The 18302-nt window shown below is 50.3% G+C and carries 9 protein-coding genes and 1 tRNA gene; 1 reads left to right on the top strand and 9 read right to left on the bottom strand.

The genetic code is table 11. The features are described from left to right. Window positions 1-209 precede the first annotated feature (209 nt). The 7 genes from NSS87_RS09760 to NSS87_RS09730 all read right to left on the bottom strand — a co-directional run bounded on the left by NSS87_RS09760 (window position 210) and on the right by NSS87_RS09730 (window position 9286). On the bottom strand, window positions 210-2120 hold the full coding sequence (locus tag NSS87_RS09760) for a beta-N-acetylhexosaminidase (RefSeq protein ID WP_339246614.1): 1911 nt from the start codon (window positions 2118-2120) through the stop codon (window positions 210-212). A gap of 62 nt (window positions 2121-2182) precedes the next feature. Beyond that, the gene (locus tag NSS87_RS09755) at window positions 2183-3043 is read right to left on the bottom strand and encodes a carbohydrate ABC transporter permease (RefSeq protein ID WP_256716411.1); all 861 of its coding nucleotides are present in this window, start codon (window positions 3041-3043) and stop codon (window positions 2183-2185) included. 56 nt (window positions 3044-3099) lie between these two features. Beyond that, entirely contained in the window at window positions 3100-3972 is an 873-nt protein-coding gene (locus tag NSS87_RS09750) for a sugar ABC transporter permease (protein WP_042186574.1), read from the bottom strand. 32 nt (window positions 3973-4004) lie between these two features. Then, window positions 4005-5336 carry an extracellular solute-binding protein gene (locus NSS87_RS09745; protein ID WP_076283303.1) on the bottom strand — a complete coding sequence of 444 codons (1332 nt, stop codon included), beginning with the start codon at window positions 5334-5336 and terminating at the stop codon, window positions 4005-4007. 105 nt (window positions 5337-5441) lie between these two features. Further along, window positions 5442-6986, bottom strand: coding sequence for a helix-turn-helix domain-containing protein (locus tag NSS87_RS09740; RefSeq protein WP_339246611.1), 1545 nt, complete (start codon window positions 6984-6986; stop codon window positions 5442-5444). A 36-nt stretch (window positions 6987-7022) separates the two neighbouring features. Next, window positions 7023-8804, bottom strand: a complete 1782-nt coding sequence (locus NSS87_RS09735; protein ID WP_339246609.1) for a sensor histidine kinase — start codon at window positions 8802-8804, stop codon at window positions 7023-7025. Between the two features lie 409 nt (window positions 8805-9213). Further along, window positions 9214-9286, bottom strand: a tRNA-Lys gene (locus NSS87_RS09730). A gap of 145 nt (window positions 9287-9431) precedes the next feature. On the opposite strand from NSS87_RS09730, the gene NSS87_RS09725 reads away from it, so the two are divergent. After that, window positions 9432-9758, top strand: a complete 327-nt coding sequence (locus tag NSS87_RS09725; RefSeq protein ID WP_339248497.1) for a hypothetical protein — start codon at window positions 9432-9434, stop codon at window positions 9756-9758. Window positions 9759-9774: 16 nt separating this feature from the next. Here NSS87_RS09725 and NSS87_RS09720 read toward each other — a convergent pair whose 3' ends face one another. Together NSS87_RS09720 and NSS87_RS09715 are read right to left on the bottom strand one after the other, a co-directional pair. Further along, window positions 9775-13905, bottom strand: coding sequence for a DUF4855 domain-containing protein (locus NSS87_RS09720; RefSeq protein WP_339246606.1), 4131 nt, complete (start codon window positions 13903-13905; stop codon window positions 9775-9777). Between the two features lie 29 nt (window positions 13906-13934). Continuing rightward, window positions 13935-18239, bottom strand: a complete 4305-nt coding sequence (locus tag NSS87_RS09715) for an S-layer homology domain-containing protein (RefSeq protein WP_339246603.1) — start codon at window positions 18237-18239, stop codon at window positions 13935-13937. Between the last annotated feature and the right edge of the window lie 63 nt (window positions 18240-18302).

The raw sequence follows: 18302 nt of genomic DNA, 5'->3' as shown, positions 1-18302 counted from the left end.
ACAGCTCGCCCTCTATGAGGACACGAGCTGCTCAGGCTGTCGAGAATGTCTCGACAGCTTTCTTTATATCTAATCATTTACAGTCTTCATCACGTATTTTATCCTCGTTCCCACTGCTTGTACATTAAATATACAAAAAACAGAGCCCCTAACCATCACTTCATGACCAGTACCATTGATTTCAATTTGCTTGAGAATAATTCTTCAACCTAGAATGGATTGATCACATGGAAAAAGACGTTAGGCGACGCCATACGGTAATAATAGCTGCACCAACCTGCACCTTTGTCGGTGAAACGGTTCGTCGTGCTATACAGCAATCGTTCCTGCTCCAGCTCCTCGATCCGTTCGAGCTTTCCGTCCGCATATTCTAACAGTCTCATGCTCGCTGTATCCAGCCGGCTTACAACACCGCCGTAACGAATATCGAGCACCTCCCAGCCGAACGGTTTGAACATCGATAGCCATTGCTTCCGGTGTGCGGCGCGAAGATTTTGCACACCCAGCGAAATTTCGGGCAGAACATCCTCTGCAATCCGCCTAAGTACTGCCTTGTCTCCACTGTCATAAGCTCGCTTCAGCTCAAGACCGATTTCGCTCTTCTGCTTCAACACCGCACATAGCTTTTGTGGCACCTCAAACAAGTAATCTAGCTCTGCCTCAGCTTTTCTGCGGCTTGCAATTTCGCCTTCCGCCCATGCATAATGAGCCGCCATATCTAGCCCATCAATCTGTTTGTCGAACAGCCCCAGCAGTACATCCTGATACAACAGAAACTTAGACGGATTGCTCTGCTTCTGATTATTTGGTGCAGCTCCCGGTGTCTCGTCCAAATACTTCAGCCCCATGTAAGCATCCGCCTCGATGCCGGTGCAGAACCGAACGCGCTCGGCCAACGCCTTGTCAGTCGGCGTCGACGAAGAATAAGCATGCTCCGCATAAAACTGCAAGCCGAGCAAAGCGATGTACGGATTGCTCTCCATTCCGTCATCACCCCACATCGTCGCATAAACTTCCCTGATGCCTTCCTTCTTACATACCGTCAGCGCTGCATCAGTCGCCGGCAAGGATAGCCCGTAATTGACGCCGAACGTATTGAATACCCACACAGCACCCGCAAAAATAAGATTATTACCGAGCGGCCGGTGTTTGGCGATCAATGTTTCGTAGTCCTTCTCCTCGACATGGTTATAGTCCCAGTAAACCATATCTATGTCCTTAGGAATGCGGCTCGACATGTCCTCTGATATTTGCGTCTCATGGCCATAATAATCTTCACCGTTAGCTGAAGCCAGCTTCAGGAACATATCGCTCCACATCATCGGTTTCAACCCTAGGCGCCGAGTTACTGCGAGCACCCGCTCCAGATGGCCTGTCATAATATCAAAACGGTTCATATGTCCATTGCGATCCAAAAATTTACCGCGTCCAAGCTCTTCCGCTTCATCCATGCCGATGTGGATTTTCCGGCTGCGGAACGGCGCGCTAATGCTGACAATCATATTTTCGACCAGACGATCGGTCTTCTCCGCTCCAACTAGCAACGCGCCTTTTGTATCTTTATATTCCTTTACCGGCTCCCATTTCAGAAACTCCTCCAAATGAGCCAGTGTCTGAATGCTCGGGAACGCTTCAATGCCGAATTGATCGGCGTAATCGTCGATTTCCTTCAACTCCGCCGCCGAGTAGCGGCCGCGCATATAGCCGAAATAAGGCTCGCCTTCTATCTCGTAAGTGTCTTCCAAATAGAGCATGACGCTATTCAAGCCCATCAGCGCCATTTTGCGCAGCATAAACTTGAAGCTTTCAACGGTTAGCACTCCATTGCGGGATAAATCAAACATCGGCCCGATCGCATCGAATTGTTGTTGCTCTGTAATTTGAAATTGCTCTCCGCCACTAATCTTCTGAATCAATAGTCCCAAGCCGCGAAAAAATTGATGTTTAGCGCCATAACGAATATAAGCGCTTTTACCATCATAACCCACTTCCAGTTCTCCTGAAGACGGTTCTATCAAAACAGGAATTCCATCCTCCGACCATTCTGTCTTAAGTTCGGCAAGCAGCAACTGAAGTCCTGATTGAAGCTCGCTCAATTCTCCTATAAAATGTAACTTCACTATCAATCCCTCCACAAAAATGAAATATATATAAAATTACACCAAAAACTCGATCAAGGGTGTTAACCTTTGACCGAGCCTGCTACCATGCCTTTCATAATTTGCTCTTGGAAGATCAAAAAGATGAGAATGGTTGGTATTGCAGCAATAAACATCGCACCCATCGTTAAGCTGTAGTCCGTTCCGAATCCATCGGAGAAGAGCGACAAGCTGAGGGGCAGCGTCTTCAGCGCTTGAGAATTAATAAAGACGAGCGCGAAGGAGAAATCATTCCAAAACCTCAAAAATGCAAGAATTGTAATCGTAGCGACGATCGGCAGGGACAATGGGAAAATGATGCGTCCGAAGATTCCCCACCAGCCGTTGCCGTCGATCATCGCCGCTTCCTCTACTTCTCTCGGAATGGATACGATGTAGGACATTCCAAGGAAGATCGCAATTGGTAATTCAAATGCCGTATACGGTAGGATGAGTGACCAGTACGTATTCAGCATCCCGAGCTTGTTCATGAAAATAAACAATGGAACGAGTGTGCTATGAATTGGAATGAGCATGCCTAGCAAGAACAATCCTTTTATAACGCCACTCAACTTGAATGGGAACCGGGCAAGCACATAAGCTGCAAGCATACCGAGCACAATGGTCAGCAGCAGTGCTGAGAGGGTAACAATTGTGGAGTTGAGCACCGCCCGGCCCATATTTCCGAGATCCCATGCCCGGGTTATATTGTCGAACTGCCATTGCTGCGGCCAGGAATAGGGACGATTGAAAAATTCCTGATTTGACTTGAATGCACTTATTCCTAACCAGTATAGCGGATACAATGTAATTATGGCATAAAATAACAGGATGATTTTCGCAATTCCGGAAATCGGCTTACGCCACAGCGAGCCTCTCATCTTCTCCGACCGAGCGTCTATCATTGCTTGCATAGCGATTCACTCCTTCATCGGCCGGGCTAACATTAGCCGACCGCCCATTAGCCGCGTCTCTTCGTGATGATATGATTTAGGCCAATGAGAACGGCGCTAATCAGAATAATCATTGTGGATACCGCAGAGCCGTAGCCGTAACGGTATACCGTAAAGGTGTTATTGTACATATATGTGGCGAGCAATTCTGTCGATTGTGCAGGACCGCCGCGCGTCATGACGATAACATGGTCGAATGCCTTCAAACTTCCAGATATGCACAGTACGATGGTTACAACAACTGTTCCCCAAATTATCGGGAGCGTCACGAAAAACAGCTTTCTCCAGGCTACCGCCCCGTCGATCTTCGCAGCATCTTCAATTTCTGAAGAGATATTTTGGAGTGCAGCGATAAAAATGATAAGATACGGGCCGATATTCGCCCAGTTAATCGGGATCGATACGGCAAACATATTGATTTTAGGGTCGTCTAGCCAAGGCCGGCGCCAAGATTCCAGTCCCAGCGTCTCCAATAATTGATTCAGCAAACCGATTTGCGGGTGATAAATATAGCCCCAGATGAGACCGACGACGACTGTAGACAGCACCATCGGGAGAAATACAGCGGAGCGCATCAACCGATTGAACATCGTGTTCTTGAGCAAGAACAATGACAGCAGCAATGCGACCGATACTTGACCTATTACTGCCGAGACAACAAGGATCAGGTTGTTTTTCAGTGCTCTCCAGAATACTGGATCCTCTAGTATCATTCGATAATTATCCAACCCGATAAGCTTAGCAGCACCGAGTCCCTTCCACTCAAAGAAACCGTAGTAAGCTGACCAAAAAATCGGGACGATCGCAAAGATGATAAAGATGAGTAGTGCAGGAAGCAGCGCCATGATGACGAAGCTTCTGCTGCGCAATGATGCAGGCATGGCGACAGCCTCCTTTACGTACTTTTGTCTGATTACTTTTTAGTCGAACGCGCTTGCGCATCCTGCAGTTTTTTAGCTACATCCTCCGGCTTACCGCCCATCATAAGTTCTTGAAGACCGTTGTTGATCACTTCGCCTGCTTCAGCAGATAAATAGGCGTCATATACCGGCGTAATTTCAGAATTCACAGCCAATTCATAAGCTTTGAAGTAAAGCGGGCTTACTTTCGACTTATCCAGTTCTACTTTGTACATAACCATTGAGTTGCTTTCTGCGATCGCCTTTTGGCCATCCGGTCCGCTTACTGCGTAGATCAGATCAAGCGCTGCCTGCTTCTGTGCGCCTTTTGTATTTTTGTTAAGCGCGAAGCCTGCGCCTGCGCCACCGGAAATCGTATTCGGTTTGCCTGCTCCACCTTCTATGCCAGGCATTGTTGTAACTTCGATAGGTGCCAACTGCTCAGGAGTTGCGGATGCTGCAAGATTCGTAAGCGACCATGCGCCGTTAATCATCATAGCTGCCTTTCCTTGAATGAAGTATTGCTCTGCTTGCGTGTTGTCGATGCTGTTTGCGCCATCTTGAAACGCTTTATTGTCAACGAGCTCTTTGTACTTGCCCAAAGCGTCAATGAACACAGGATCTGTAAAAGATGCTCCATCTTGAGCTGCAGCTTTCAAGAACCATTCCGTGCCAGTCACGCGGTCAGCCAACGAACCGATAATCGTCGATTGTGCAACCCATGGCGCTTTATTGCCGAGGGCAATCGGCGTAATGCCGTTGTCGTTGAACGTTTTAATTGCAGTCATCATCTCTTCCCAAGTCGTCGGCACTTTTACACTATGCTTCTCGAAAAGATCTTTGTTATAATACATGAACGAAGTTGCTGACATACCGAGCGGCGCTGTGAAAATTTGTCCTTTTTCAAACTCATAGCGGTCGAATGCACCTGCCAAGAAACTGTTCTTCCATTCTGGGTATTTATCCATCAACTCTGTAATCGGTTGAAGCTTACCGGCATCATAGAACTCTTGGGATTGGCTGCCCGCATATACGAAAAATACGTCTGGCATTTCATTTGCCGCAGCCACCGTGCTTAGACGTTGACGATAACCGTCAACCGGGATCGCTTGCGCGTCTACCTCAACGTCTGGATGCTCCTCTTTATACTTGTCGATCAGGTCTCTAACCGCTTTGGCACGAAGGTCGTCACCCGCGAAGTTATGCCATATTGAAATTTTCGTTTTTTCTTCAGAGCTTTTGTTGTCTCCATTGCTCTGCTCTTTTTTTCCGCTATTGTTGCAAGCGGTTGCCAAAAGGGCAATCATCAAGATAATTGTCGTTACAAACGCAAGTCTCTTCTTCATTCAAATATTCCCCCTTTAGTGATAACCCTAGTATAGATAAGACAGACGAGAAGTCGTAGGGGGGAAAGTTAAGCCCATACGGGGGATATTTTCACCTTCGTCTATTCATTTTGAACGATATTGCGAAGGGGTTTCGCCACTGTAACGCTTAAACAGCTGGTTAAAATGCTTCATATCCTCGTAACCTACCCGCTTAGCAATCTCACTTACCTTCGCTGGCGTTTCCTTCAACAAACGGCTAGCCCATTCCATTCTCGCCTCAGTTACATACTCAATATAGTTCTTACCTGTTTCCTGTTTAAACAGCTTGCTAAAATAGTTCGGATTCATATGTACGCATGCCGCTACCTGCGCCAAAGACAAGCTGTCTGCAAGATGCTCGCGGATATAGGCTACAGTTCGGTCAATGGCTTCATTCCGGCTGCCATTTAATCGTTCATACTGCGCATGGATTGCAAGCAGCATCTGCTGCAAAGTTTCTTCTGGATTCGCAGTAAGCAGCTTTATGTCCAGCTGTTCAATCTGTGGAAGCTTTGGCATCGATTGACCAACGGATGCTGCTGCACGCTCTAGCCAGCGGTACCCCCCAACAATCAAGGAATGCAAATACGCTTGAACGGAACAAGGCGTCGCTTCCGCATTCTGTCTAATGCTCTCCAGTTCACCTTTAATCCACTGTTGTACGACTTCTCGGCTCCCGCTTCTCAGAACGGCGGTTAGCTTACTCTCCACTTCTTCCGTACAAACGGTCCGCATTCCTTTCCGGTCTTTAATATCCTCATAGGCCAGCATTCTTGCTTCCTCTGCCAACCAGCGGTACGAGGCGGTATGTTCGGCGGTGCGAAGTGACTCCCTAAGTTCTGCCAAATTGCTGGCCCATACACCGCATGCTGCAAAAAAAGGCTGGCTATAAACGCGCTCCGCCCGCTCCATCGACGCCTTAACCAATCGCTTCGCGCCCGGCTGCCCCCTGCGGAAAATAAGCAGCCATCCATAGTCCCAATCCAGAATGACACAGCCAAGTGAATCCCTAATCATCGCAGCCGCCTCATTCATTTCACTTTCCGTCTCCTCCTTCATTGTCAGTGGATAAGCAGATGTCACTAGCCATAGCTCTAGCTTCTCCATATCCGATCCGAGCCTCAGCTCAGGATAATAGATCAACAGTTCCTCACTTTCACGCTCCGTCAGGAGATTGTCCCCGCGAAGAAACCGATCCAGTTGCTTCCAACGGAACGCCGTTTGATGGATGGCGCCTTGATGATCAGCCTCCCGTCTATTGACGATACGCTGCTTCACGCGCATAACCGCAGTCATAATATCGCCAGGACGGCTATTTTTAAGCAAATAATCACTTATTCCTTCCCGCATCGCTTGCTGTGCATATGCGAAATCATCGAATCCAGACAATATAACAATTTCAATGTAAGGAAAATTCCGCTTAACCTCGCGAGACAATTCCAATCCCGTCATTCCCGTCATCCGAATATCGGTTAGAATGATGTCAGGACACTCTATCGGAATGCGCATCAGCGCTTCCTCCGCGGAAGCAGCCGGCGCGAGCAGCTCAATGCCATTCTCTTCCCATTTAATAACCGTGCTAAGGCCGGTCCTAATAATGACTTCGTCATCTACAATTAACAGCTTCATGTACAGATTCTCCTTCCTTCCCACAAAGGTTGCAGCCTATTTGATTTCTGATTGGAGCGGTATAATCGTAAAACTAACTTTAGTGCCGCTTCCTTCTACGCTTTCGATCCGTAAACCGGCTTCATGCCCATAATGAAGCTGCAGCCGATTATGAACGTTGCGCAATCCGTAGCTGCTGCCTGCCGAGTCATTATTCTTCAGCGGATCAATGCCCAAGTTTGCGCTTACCTTCTCCCTCAACAGCTCCAATCTTTCCCTGCTCATGCCTACACCGTCATCTTGAACAATAAAGGTTATATGCTCTCCCGCTGACGCCGCTTTAACGATAATGCTTCCTTTACCCTCTCTTTTCAAAATGCCATGAATCATCGCATTTTCAATTAGCGGCTGAAGCAGCAGCTTCAGCATTCTCATATCGAGCAGCTCCGCCGGAATATTCGCCTCGTAATCAAATTTATCCGGATATCGAATGGACTGGATCTTCACATAATGATCTACATGCAAAATTTCTTGGCTGATTGCACAATATTCCTGTCCTTTATTTAAGCTGAAACGAAGAAAATCACTCAATGAGCCGACCATATCTGCAATTTTTTCGTCTCCCTTCATTAGTGCCATCCAGTGGACTGACGATAACGTATTGTATAGAAAATGCGGATTGATCTGCGCTTGAAGCGCCGACATATCCGCTTCCTTCTTCAACGCTTCGTTTTGCTTCACCTCATCGGTTAAATTAATAATTCGCGAGCTCATCCGATTATAGCTAATAATCAGTTGTCCAACCTCATCGATCGATGTGACGGGCAGCGTCGGCAGCGGTTCGTCCGGGCTGGAATTTCTAAGAAAATTCGTTAATGCTGACAACGGTTTCGTCACCTTTTGAATAAGTACAAGTACAAAAGCGATGACAAAAAGCATGGAAATGCTGACTGCAATTGCAGTTAACGTTAAAAAATACTGGTTCTGCGCTTTGTAAGCTTTTGCCGGAATGATGCCTACGAGCCTCCAGTTAACATTAGGCATCTGATAGTACAGTACGGTACTCCGCTCCTCCGCTTCTCCGTAATCGAACGAACCCGACTTACTCTTGAAATCAACTATTCCGGAAAAATAATCGTTCAAGTTCTTGTTAGTCGAGTACCCTTCCGGCCCAGCCAATATCCGATTTTGTTCGTCCAACAGCAGGGCGACGCCTTCACCCTCTAGTCCAGCTTGCTTTAAATGGCTAGAGATAACCGATTGTGTCAAGCTAATTTTAAGCATGCCGATATCGTAATATTTTGATGTGCTGCGAATCGGCCGTGACATCGTAATGACATCCTCTTTGCCGTCCGATGTAACGAAGTGATGCACCGGAGACCACCATTTAGGATGTTTCTCATAATAACTGGGATATTCGCTCTGAATATCGGCCCATTCTGATTCGAGGACGGATCTGAAGGAAACCGACGGCTTATTATCTTCATTCGATTCGATCATGACATTGGCGATATATGGTTTGGAAATCGATAATGTTGTAAGTAAATTAACGATCGAGGTTTGCTTTAGCAAATCGTGTTCCGGTGTTTTCAAATAGCTTTGGACATCAGGGTGGCCGATGAGGAATAGAGATAGATTCTCAACATCGCTCACCATATTTTCCAAATAGGCCCCAATTTGCCTAAGCGTGTTCATGCCTGAACTTTTCGCTTTCTCTTCCGTTAAGCTTTCAGCAATATAATAGGAGAACAGTCCCAGAGACAACACCGGTACCAATACCGAAATAATAATCAACAAGCTCAGCTTCTGCTTTAACGATTTACCCAACCAGTTTTCCATCTTATCCTCCGTTCAGATTACCTTTATGCTCTGTTGCTAAATTGTAGCTTTCAAGACTTCCAGAAAACATGTTTGCGCTTTCATATTAACCTAAGTCGCTCGTCCCGACTAGAGTCTATTGTTGACTTGATGAAGCATTGCCTGGTCTTGAGGTTGTCGATGTACCGGGAGAGAGCACCGGATCTTACCTCAGCACAAAAAAATAGACCGCCCTCTCGCAAAGGAATACGGTCTATTTCCTGTTTGATCCTTCGAAAAGCACCTATTGCACCGGCAGTCGTGTTTCCACACGGCTCGCTTGCATTGCACATTTTTTCTCTCCAAACTATTCCATGAAAGAAACCTAATAAAAAGCCACTCCACTCTCCACACAACAAAAAAAAACGGCATTTCTGCCGTTTCTTTAGGATGGGCTCTCAGGGGCTCGAACCCTGGACAAATAAATTAAGAATCTACTGCTCTACCAACTGAGCTAAGAGTCCATATGATGTTTGGTGGAGCCAAGGGAGATCGAATCCCTGGCCTCATCGCTGCCAGCGATGCGCTCTCCCGCCGTTGTTGGTTTCACTACCAAAGACACCCCGAGGCAATCAAAAATTTTCCAAAAAACAACTTGCAATCCATTCTATGGATTTCGTCGGGACGACGTTATCCGGCTATACGCCGCATGGCCCTCGGTCCGAAGGCACCGACCTGGAGCTCGTCCGGTGGAAGAGCGAAGCGCTGTGCGTTACCGTTCGTCGCGGAAGGCGCATCAGACACCCGAGGAAGCGGCGTCGGCCATGCGCACCGGGGCGGCTTACGTGGGTCGGAGGCGCCATCACGCGCCCGCAGTTCATCACGGAAGCGCGGGACGGCTTACCAGCTTCACCCGTCCATTCAGGAAGTTTTATTCTGTATCGTCGAAAAAGCACATTCCGGTCGCGTTGCCGCACTAATCGGAATGTGCTTTAATCAATTGTTTCCGCGTCTACTCCTGCTGCCCCTCGATTAATTGAAGAACGCGATACAAGAACGTCGCCGCTTCCGCTCTGCTGGTCGTACTCTTCGGCTTCATATAGCCGCCCGAGCCCGTAACCAGCCCATGCTCGAACAGAGTTACCACGCTGTCCGCAGCATATGGCGCAATCTGGCTCGCATCACGGAAGCCCTCAAGTGTTGAACCGGATGTGGACGGCTTGATTGCCCCCGTCGTTTGAAGCGCTCGGGTTAGCATAACCATAGCGTCCTGGCGGCTGATTGAGTCACGAGGAGCAAAGTTAACTTCGTTCACTCCCGAAACGATTCCCAATTGCTTGACGATGGACACCGCATCGTAGTAATAATCATTCGGTTTCACATCGGTGAACGTCGAGGTAATCTCGGCGCGCAGGTCAAGCATGTTCACCAGCATAAGGATAAAATCAGCTCGCGTTACTTGATTTGCGGGGCTGAAAGTGCCATTTTCGATCGAAGTGCCTTTGACGATGCCTCTTTCGGCCAGCTTCTCTATTGCCTCGCGCGCCCATTCATACTTGCCAAGGTCAGTGAACGCAACTGGTTTCTTGCCGCCGACAGCATAGACGCCGACTTGGTCGATGGAGAATCGCAGTACGCCCTTGTCTTTGTCATAAGACGTGCCATCAATTACTGCCGCGCTGTCGCCCGTCAGCTCGAAAGCTTGCAGATCAGCAGCTTGCTCGCCCGCTTGAAGCGAATACGGAATCGCAATGGAAATCGGTGCCTTCGCATTATTCCAAGACAGAGCTTCACCGTCCAGTTGCAATGCAACTTCAACGATTGGCCTGTTGCCGATCCGGCCAGCCGCTTCGTTGCCGCGATACTCGCCTGCATGGTCGCTTACGATAACGAGCAGCTTTCCGGCATTCTCCTTGACTCCAGCCAGCATGTCGCCAGTCAATGCAAGCTGGGCATACGGCGTGGAGATATGCAGAATCAGATTAGACTGGTTCGTCAGATTAGCTGCGGGAAGCTCCAAAGCATAGCTGACAGCCGCGTTCGACAGCTTCAATTCAAGACGAATATGCTTGTTGCCGTTGCTGTCGGCTGTTGCCTTGAGAATCGCGGCATTCAGATCTGCTACTCCGACCGAAGCCACAGCCTGATTGCCTTTCAATGTCGGGACAAGCACGGCTTTGACTGAATCGTACGTTTGCAACGTATACGGATCTTGCGCCGAACCGCCTCCAATGCTGCCCCCATTGCCTCCGCCAGTGGAAGGCGGCTTGCGATATTCGAAGGCGGCCTGCGCTGGAGTCGTCATGTCATCCGTTTCAAGCTCGACCGTATACAGTCCTTGCTCTTCTCCGGTCAACGTAAAGGCGATGCGGAAGCTTCCGTCATCCTCAGTGCCCGTCTGGCCGGTATATTGAATGTTGCCTTTTGGGTCAAGCACTTTGACATACAAATGTTCTTTCTTGCCGTTCATGACTAACCCATTGATCGTAACTTTCTTCGTGGAGGCGTCCACGGCGGCTTGTATGCCGTCCAATGTCTTCAGCTCTTGCCGCTGGGAAAGATTGTACACGCCGAATTCATAGAAGGAATAACCGTAGAACGTAGCCCGATTCAGTCCCTCAAACTTGATGTATCTCGCCGTCGTTGCCGGGAATACCAGCGTATTCTTGCCGTCGGACGCTTTAACCACGCCATTGTTGCCGACTTTCAAGGGCTCCCACGTCTGCTTATCATCCGAGACGCTCAGACGGTATTGGTCCGCGCGCGCATATTCCCAATCGATGCGGACCGTATCGAAGGTTTGCTTGCTGTCCAGATCGATCTGGAACCAAGCCGTATCGCGCACTTGGCTCGCCCAGCGCGTACCCGGTGCGCCATCCAGCGCCTTAGAAGGCTCTAGACCTGCGGCTTCCGTCGAGGATGCCTCTGCTTCTTTGTCTTGTGCGATGCTGCCAATCTCGTAATACACGCCTTCCTTCAGGGCCGTATAAGCGCCTTCCGTTACAAATTCAAGGCCTTTAGCCCCATCCAGCTTCGCATTGAATGCCAGCAAATAGCCTATGGCTTCCTCAGGATCGCTCTCTTGCGTACGCTCCATCATAATCAGAGCGTTGCGCATAGCGCGTACCGTATCGGCATTGCTAAGCTGCTTGTTGTCTGCGTATTTATCAACAAGAGCCAATAGACCTTCAGCGCCCAAACGAGCTTCTATTACGAACTTAACCGTCTTGGATTTGGCAGCCGCCACCGTCAGCTCCAGCACATGCTTGCCCGGCTTGCCCGTCAGATCTACTATAGTTCCTTGCGTATAAGGTTTGCCGTCATACTTGGCCGTTACTTTGACGATACCGCTGTCATCATCTCCCGGAATGGCCCAGGTGAAGGCGGCCTGTGTCGTATCAGGCACAATCGTATGCTCCGAGATCGGCTCCCCGTTCATGAGCGCTACAACATCAGGCGCAGCGGCGTCTTGCTTCTGATAAGTGCCCTTCACGAATTGGTACAGCCAATCGTAGAGGACGCGGATAGCAGGATCCTCGCTTTTCGCCGCGCTGAAAATGGCGTTGTTGCCTTGATAATACGCTCTATACCCTTGCTGCATTAGCCCTGTATCCACGCCGCTGTTCAAGTAATCGATGAACCGCTCGCGGAAGACGGCGTCATTGATCATCCGGTCATCGAACTCCAGCTCCAGCGACATGCCGTACCGTTTCGCCATATCCGCTGTATCTTCCAGACGCGAGAACTCCATTTTCTCGAAGAAATAGTTCGGCTGCAGAGATACGGCATCGATGCCGACATCCTTCCACATGAATTTCTTATAAGCCAAAGAATGAGGGATCCAGAACAGCTTCAGGTCAGCGTTATGAACGATGTCGCTCGCTTTCTTGACCATCTCCGGGCCAGTCGAATGCGTGCTTATTTGTTCCTCCAGCCAATACATGCCGACGAGCTCCAGGTTCGAGTAGCCCGCAGCCGCCCATCTTGCTTGCACTTCATCGGTCCACCACTGAATCGCTTTGGCCCGGTTGTTCAGCGATACGTCATTACCGACCACACTTAGGTTGAAGTCCAGATTTTCATCGTTAATGCTGCCAAAATCGGACTGATATTCGCCCGGATCGGGTATCATCATAACAACCTTCGTCTTACGGTCAGGCTCGCCAAGCTTCGCGCCTACCTCGGCCGTCGCCTCGTTCAGCGCGCTCATATCGCCGCCGGTGTTAAACGTTTTATTCAAATACCATTCCCATTCCACTCTTCTGGCTTTGCCGGCCGCTTCAACCGCGCCGAAGCCTCTGCCGTTTTCCGACGTCAAACCCAGATATAGCACGCCGTCGAACAGCCAATCGACAGGCTCTCCCTGCTTGTTCACATAGCTGATATTAGGGATAACCCGTTCCTTCGTCCAGGTTCCTGTACCATCCGGGTAATGCCCGTTATACAGCAAGCCCAAATTTTCAATCCCGCCAGTAGCCTCCCCAGGTTGCTGGAGACCATAAGGTTCGGGCTGCACTGGCTGGGCTCCGTCGATCAAGCCGTCCGCGCCGGTTATCGTCACCTCGTCGATCATAGTCCACGCCCTCGGATGCACGGAGAACACCACTTTCACATACTGAGCGTAAACCAATCCTTCGGTATAATCGCCACGCTTTACGACTCCGGTCTCTGGGCTGCCGTCCCATTTATACGTCTCGGTGTTGGTCTGATCGCCCCATAACAATTTAGTCGCATTATGAGACAATACGCCCCAGTTCACCCCATCGTCAGACGCGTAGAATGAAACGGTGAGCGGTACAAGCGTTTCGTTGTTCGGCCAATCTTGCAAGAAACGCGCGCTCACGTCCTTGATCGTTTTTTGCTCGCCTAGATCAAACACAACCGAACGGGATTTCTTGTAGCGGTGGCCCACCCAGTTGCCGCTGTCACGGGATGTGTCTACGGCATTGCCGTCCGTCAGCTTCGTCCCGTCATCCGGGAAAGCGTCCTCCGGCTGATCCAACCATGTGTACGTTTTCCCTTGAACCAAATTATAAAAGCTGGCACTCTCTCCGCCCGGCTCCTCCGCATACACGGAGGATATCAACGAGAACAGCATGACCGGGACAAGCAGCAAAGCAGTCAAACTTCGTCTAGTTTTCACTTAAGCTCACGCTCTCTTTCTATACATAATTAGTTCTGCTCCTGCGCTTGCAATTCTGCAAGCGCATCGAGCATGTTCAGAATGACGACCACAGCTTCAGCACGCGTCGCCGAGGCGGCCGGGGCAAACCGGTTGTCCCCGCGACCGTTCATTACTCCCGCCTTCTGGGCTGCTGCCACATACGGCTTCGCCCAAGCCGGGATTTGATCCGCGTCAGCATAAGAGAGCTCATGCCCTTCCGAAGTCTTCAGGCCCAAGCTGCGAACAATCATCGCTGCCAGTTCTGCTCGGCTAATCGAAGCCTTCGGACGGAAGGTCCCATCCGCATAGCCGCTGATCAGGCCGGATTCCAAGGCTTGCGCAATATAAGGATTCGCCCAAGCTTGAATTGAGCCTGCGTCCGCGAAGTCCAGCGAACTGTTCGTACCTTGCAGTTTCAACGCTTTGACCAACATGACGACGAATTCGTCCCTGCTGACCGTCTTATTCGGCTTGAACGTCTCGTCGGTATAGCCCGCTACGAATCCAAGCTCGACGGCCCGTTTGATGGACGCTTTTGCCCAATGACTCGCAATATCGTTCAGTCGAACCGTTGTCGATCCGCCAGACTCCCCGCCATTGCCGTTGCCGTTCTCATTGCCATTGCCTGGATCTCCGCCTCCCGGATTCGAACCGCCGTTTTGGCCTTCTTCCGGATCTGGAGTTATTGGAGTCGGAACCCATCCTCCGCCACCAGAGCTAGGCAACGCTTTGATTTTGATCTTGAACGTTTTTTTCGCGGATGCATCTCCCTTGCTGATCGTCGCGGTCAGCACGACCTCCATGTCGCTGCCTGACGGACGTTGCAACAATTGTCCGTTGGCATTCAGATAGTCGGGCTTCGAGCTGCTCCAGACGATACGCGTGCCGAGCTGTCCTTTCTGCGGTAGATAGAGATTCGCGGCAATGCTTTCATTCACATTAAGCTCGATCAGACCCATTACGTCTTCGATCGTTAGACGATCGCGTGCAACGCTCAGCCCGGTATACGCCTGCTCGGCCTCAGGACGAGTCAGCTGGGCGGTTTGAATCGCCGCAGTCGCTTGTACCATCGCCTGTTGAAGCTGTGCCCAGCCCTCAGGAGAATAATTGTCCTCCACGAGCTTGTAGGCCTCGATAGCCGTCAACAGGTCGATAATCGGCCGTATATTGCCGAGCTTATATTCCTCGCCGTACACTTCAAATTCCTCAAAGGAATAGCCGAACATGGTAGCTCTGGATACGCCTTCAAACTTCACGTATCTGGCCGGCGTGCTTTGGAAGGTAGTCAGGACGCGTCCCGGCTTGCCGTTAATCTCGCCGTTGTTGTCTTTCACGACATTCGTCCAGTTCTCCTTGTCCTCGGACACGAGAATGCGGTAATTCGAACCGTAAGCCGTTTGCCACAAAATAGATACAGCATCAATGTTCTTCACTTCACCCAGATCCACCATGAACCAGGTATCGTCCACCCAATTGCTGGACCATCTGGTGTCCCCTCTGCCGTCCACCGCTTTGTCCGCCGTGTAGGACGAGGATTCCGGCAGTGAGGATTCGGCTTGCTTATGCAAAGCCAGATTTCCATGCAGGTCCACGTAGGTGTTCCTTACGATGAGTTCGTCAATCAAGCCTTTAAAAGCATTCGTTTCACTGCCTATTTTGGCTACTGGCAATACGAACGTTTCCAACTTGGAGCCGTCTTTTAGAGTAGCCGTATACTCACTGCCGTTAATGAAGATGGAGGTCCCCGTGTCGTCGCCGATCATAATGACATGGGTCCAGCGGTCGGTCGGCAGCTTATAATTGAATTCGCTTACGTAGTTTTCTTTCGTGATGGCCAGTTTGCCGCTGCCCCCGATGTTATATTTCAGCTGTCCATCCGGAGATTCCAGCAGCACAGCTCCTTGCGGGTTGTCAGCGTCCGGTTTGATCCACATGGATATCGTCCATCCGAAACCGAGCGTGCGAAGCGGCGTTTCCACGTAGCTGGCTCCGCCTTTGAGCCTTACTGCTTGCCCGAAGATTCCCTTCTCCGTGCCTGCATTCACCGCGTTCCCGTCAAAGCCGTTGCCCGAACGATCCGCGAAGCCCTCGTCGAAAGTATAATCGAGAACGATATTGCGCTCATTGTCGACTTGAAGCTTGTGCGACTGATGAACACCCGGCGGGTCCACGTACTTTGCGGCATCCGCCTGGAAGCTTGCAAAGTTCCGGTCGACGCGGTTGCCTCTCCACAGCTTCTCCGCCAACACTTGCATGGAAGGCAAGATACGCTGATGCGAGTCCGCCATGGAGACGCCCTTCTCTACAGACACGTCGTTCCAGAGCGCGAACATGCCGCCTTTTACCTGCGGGTGCCCATAAGGAAGCTTCGTCTCCAGCCAATCGTTAGGCTCCCACTCATTGTAAATAAAATCGTAATTCAAATAGCTGCGGTACAGTTGCGGAACGATATAGAGCAAGTTCGTGTTGGTATTGACAACGTCGTAGCCAAGCTTAATGGCCTGCAAGACACTTCCGTACGGCTCATACCAGATGTCCATCGTCGCATTGTTGCTGACTGGCGTCGTGCCGTCATATGCGGACAGACTGCCCCACAGACGTGCGCGCTTGCCTTTGCTGTTAATGTGGTTAAGGAGCATATCCGCGTACCTGCGGAACGCCTCCTTGTCGTCGCCGAAATATTCATCCGTGCCGACGTGCACGTCCGGGCCGACGAAGGTCGGATTGCTACCGTCGAGATACTCGTCAAAGAGTTCTTTAATGAAGTCGAGCGTCTCCGGACGATTGATATCCAGCTGATTGTTGCTGCCCAACCTAGGGTCGTAAGCGATGAACGCGCCGGAATGGCCCGGTGTATCGATTTCCGGCACGACGTTTACGCCGTATTCCATCCCAAGCAGCTGCAGGTCTCTGAATTGCTGCTTCGTATAGAAGCCGTCCTTGCTCGTCACTCCCGGGAATTTCTCGCTCTCCAGACGGAAGTAACCGACATCGCCGACATCATCGTTCAGATGAATCTGGAACCGGTTCATCTTATAGTAGGACATCAACTTCACATAATCCCGCAAAAATTCGATCGTATAAAACTTGCGGCCCACATCGAGCATGAAGCCTCGATCCGCGTATTTCGGATAATCGCGCGATTGCCCCTTGGGCATCGTCTTATGATCGGCATCGTGGCCGAGCAGTTGAAGGATCGTTTTTGTGCCGAACATGACGCCCGTCTGATCGGAGCCAGCGACGGAAGTATATTCGCCGATATTCAGCTCATAGCCCTCTGTCCCCAATCCCATTTGCGCGGCATCCAGCACCAAATAGATGTCCCCCTCTTGAGGTGAACCAACCGTAACCGTCAGCGGAAGCTTCGTTAAATCAAGCAAGTCCTTCCGCAAAATATTGGCCGTCCCCTGCAGAGCCGCTTCATCCTCCGCGCGAATGACGATATTGGATTTATCCGTCAAGCGGAACTCGCCGGTTGTGCCCAGCCACTCACGCAAAGAAGGAATGACTCGCGGCTCCGGGTTCCGATCGCTCGTCTGCTCGTAGAGACCGGGTACGGTGACTAACGCATTATCCGCTAACAGATATGTCGGATCGCTGTCGCTCTCGATTTGCAACAGCAGCTGAACCTGAGTATCCACAAGCGGCGCATGAATATTGCCCTGCTCGTCGATCACCGGCAAGCTGTCCGTGTTCACCAGCGTCAGCGTATAACCATCCGGTACAGCGGGCAGGTTCAGCTGAGTGTCTCCCTCGGAGACGACGATGCTGTTTTTGACCGCATCCATCATAGGCGGCAACAGCGGTTTGCCCTTGTATACCTCGAATTCCCAGAAGGAGTATCCGTAATAGATATCCTCAATTGGACGTCGCGTTACTCCTTGGAACTTAACGTATTGCGCCAGTGTCGGCTCAAAATCGATCGTATCCTCGACTGGTCCGCGGGCGACGAGCACGCGGTTGTCCGCGAATACGTTCCTCCAGGTTACCGCATCGTCAGACACAAGAACTTGATATTGTTCCGCCGGAGTCTGCCAGTTGATGATTACTCTTCCAATTTCTACAGGCTCGCCTAGATCAACGTAGAACCACTGGTCATCCGTTCTTTCCGAAGACCATCGGCTTGCATCCCGATTGCCACCGTCGACCGCTTTCTCAGGCCCGAAAAAGTCTACTTCGTTCGACGACGAATAAGCCGTCTTTCCTAAAGCCAGATTACCTGTTGCGGCGTCGGACTTCTCCGATGAAACGGCAACTAAAATGAAAGCGGTAACAAAAAACACTAAAAAAATATTCCTATACCGTAAACGCACTACGATCCCCCCCGTTGTTTATTAGCTCGAAATTTACTCCAGCTTACCGCATGACCCTCCATG

The sequence above is a fragment of the Paenibacillus sp. FSL F4-0243 genome, from assembly GCF_037963295.1.
In the GTDB taxonomy this organism is placed as follows: Bacteria; Bacillota; Bacilli; order Paenibacillales; family Paenibacillaceae; genus Paenibacillus_AQ.
The sequence above is the reverse complement of the archived record's forward strand: the minus strand, read 5'-3'. Positions and strand labels throughout refer to the sequence as shown.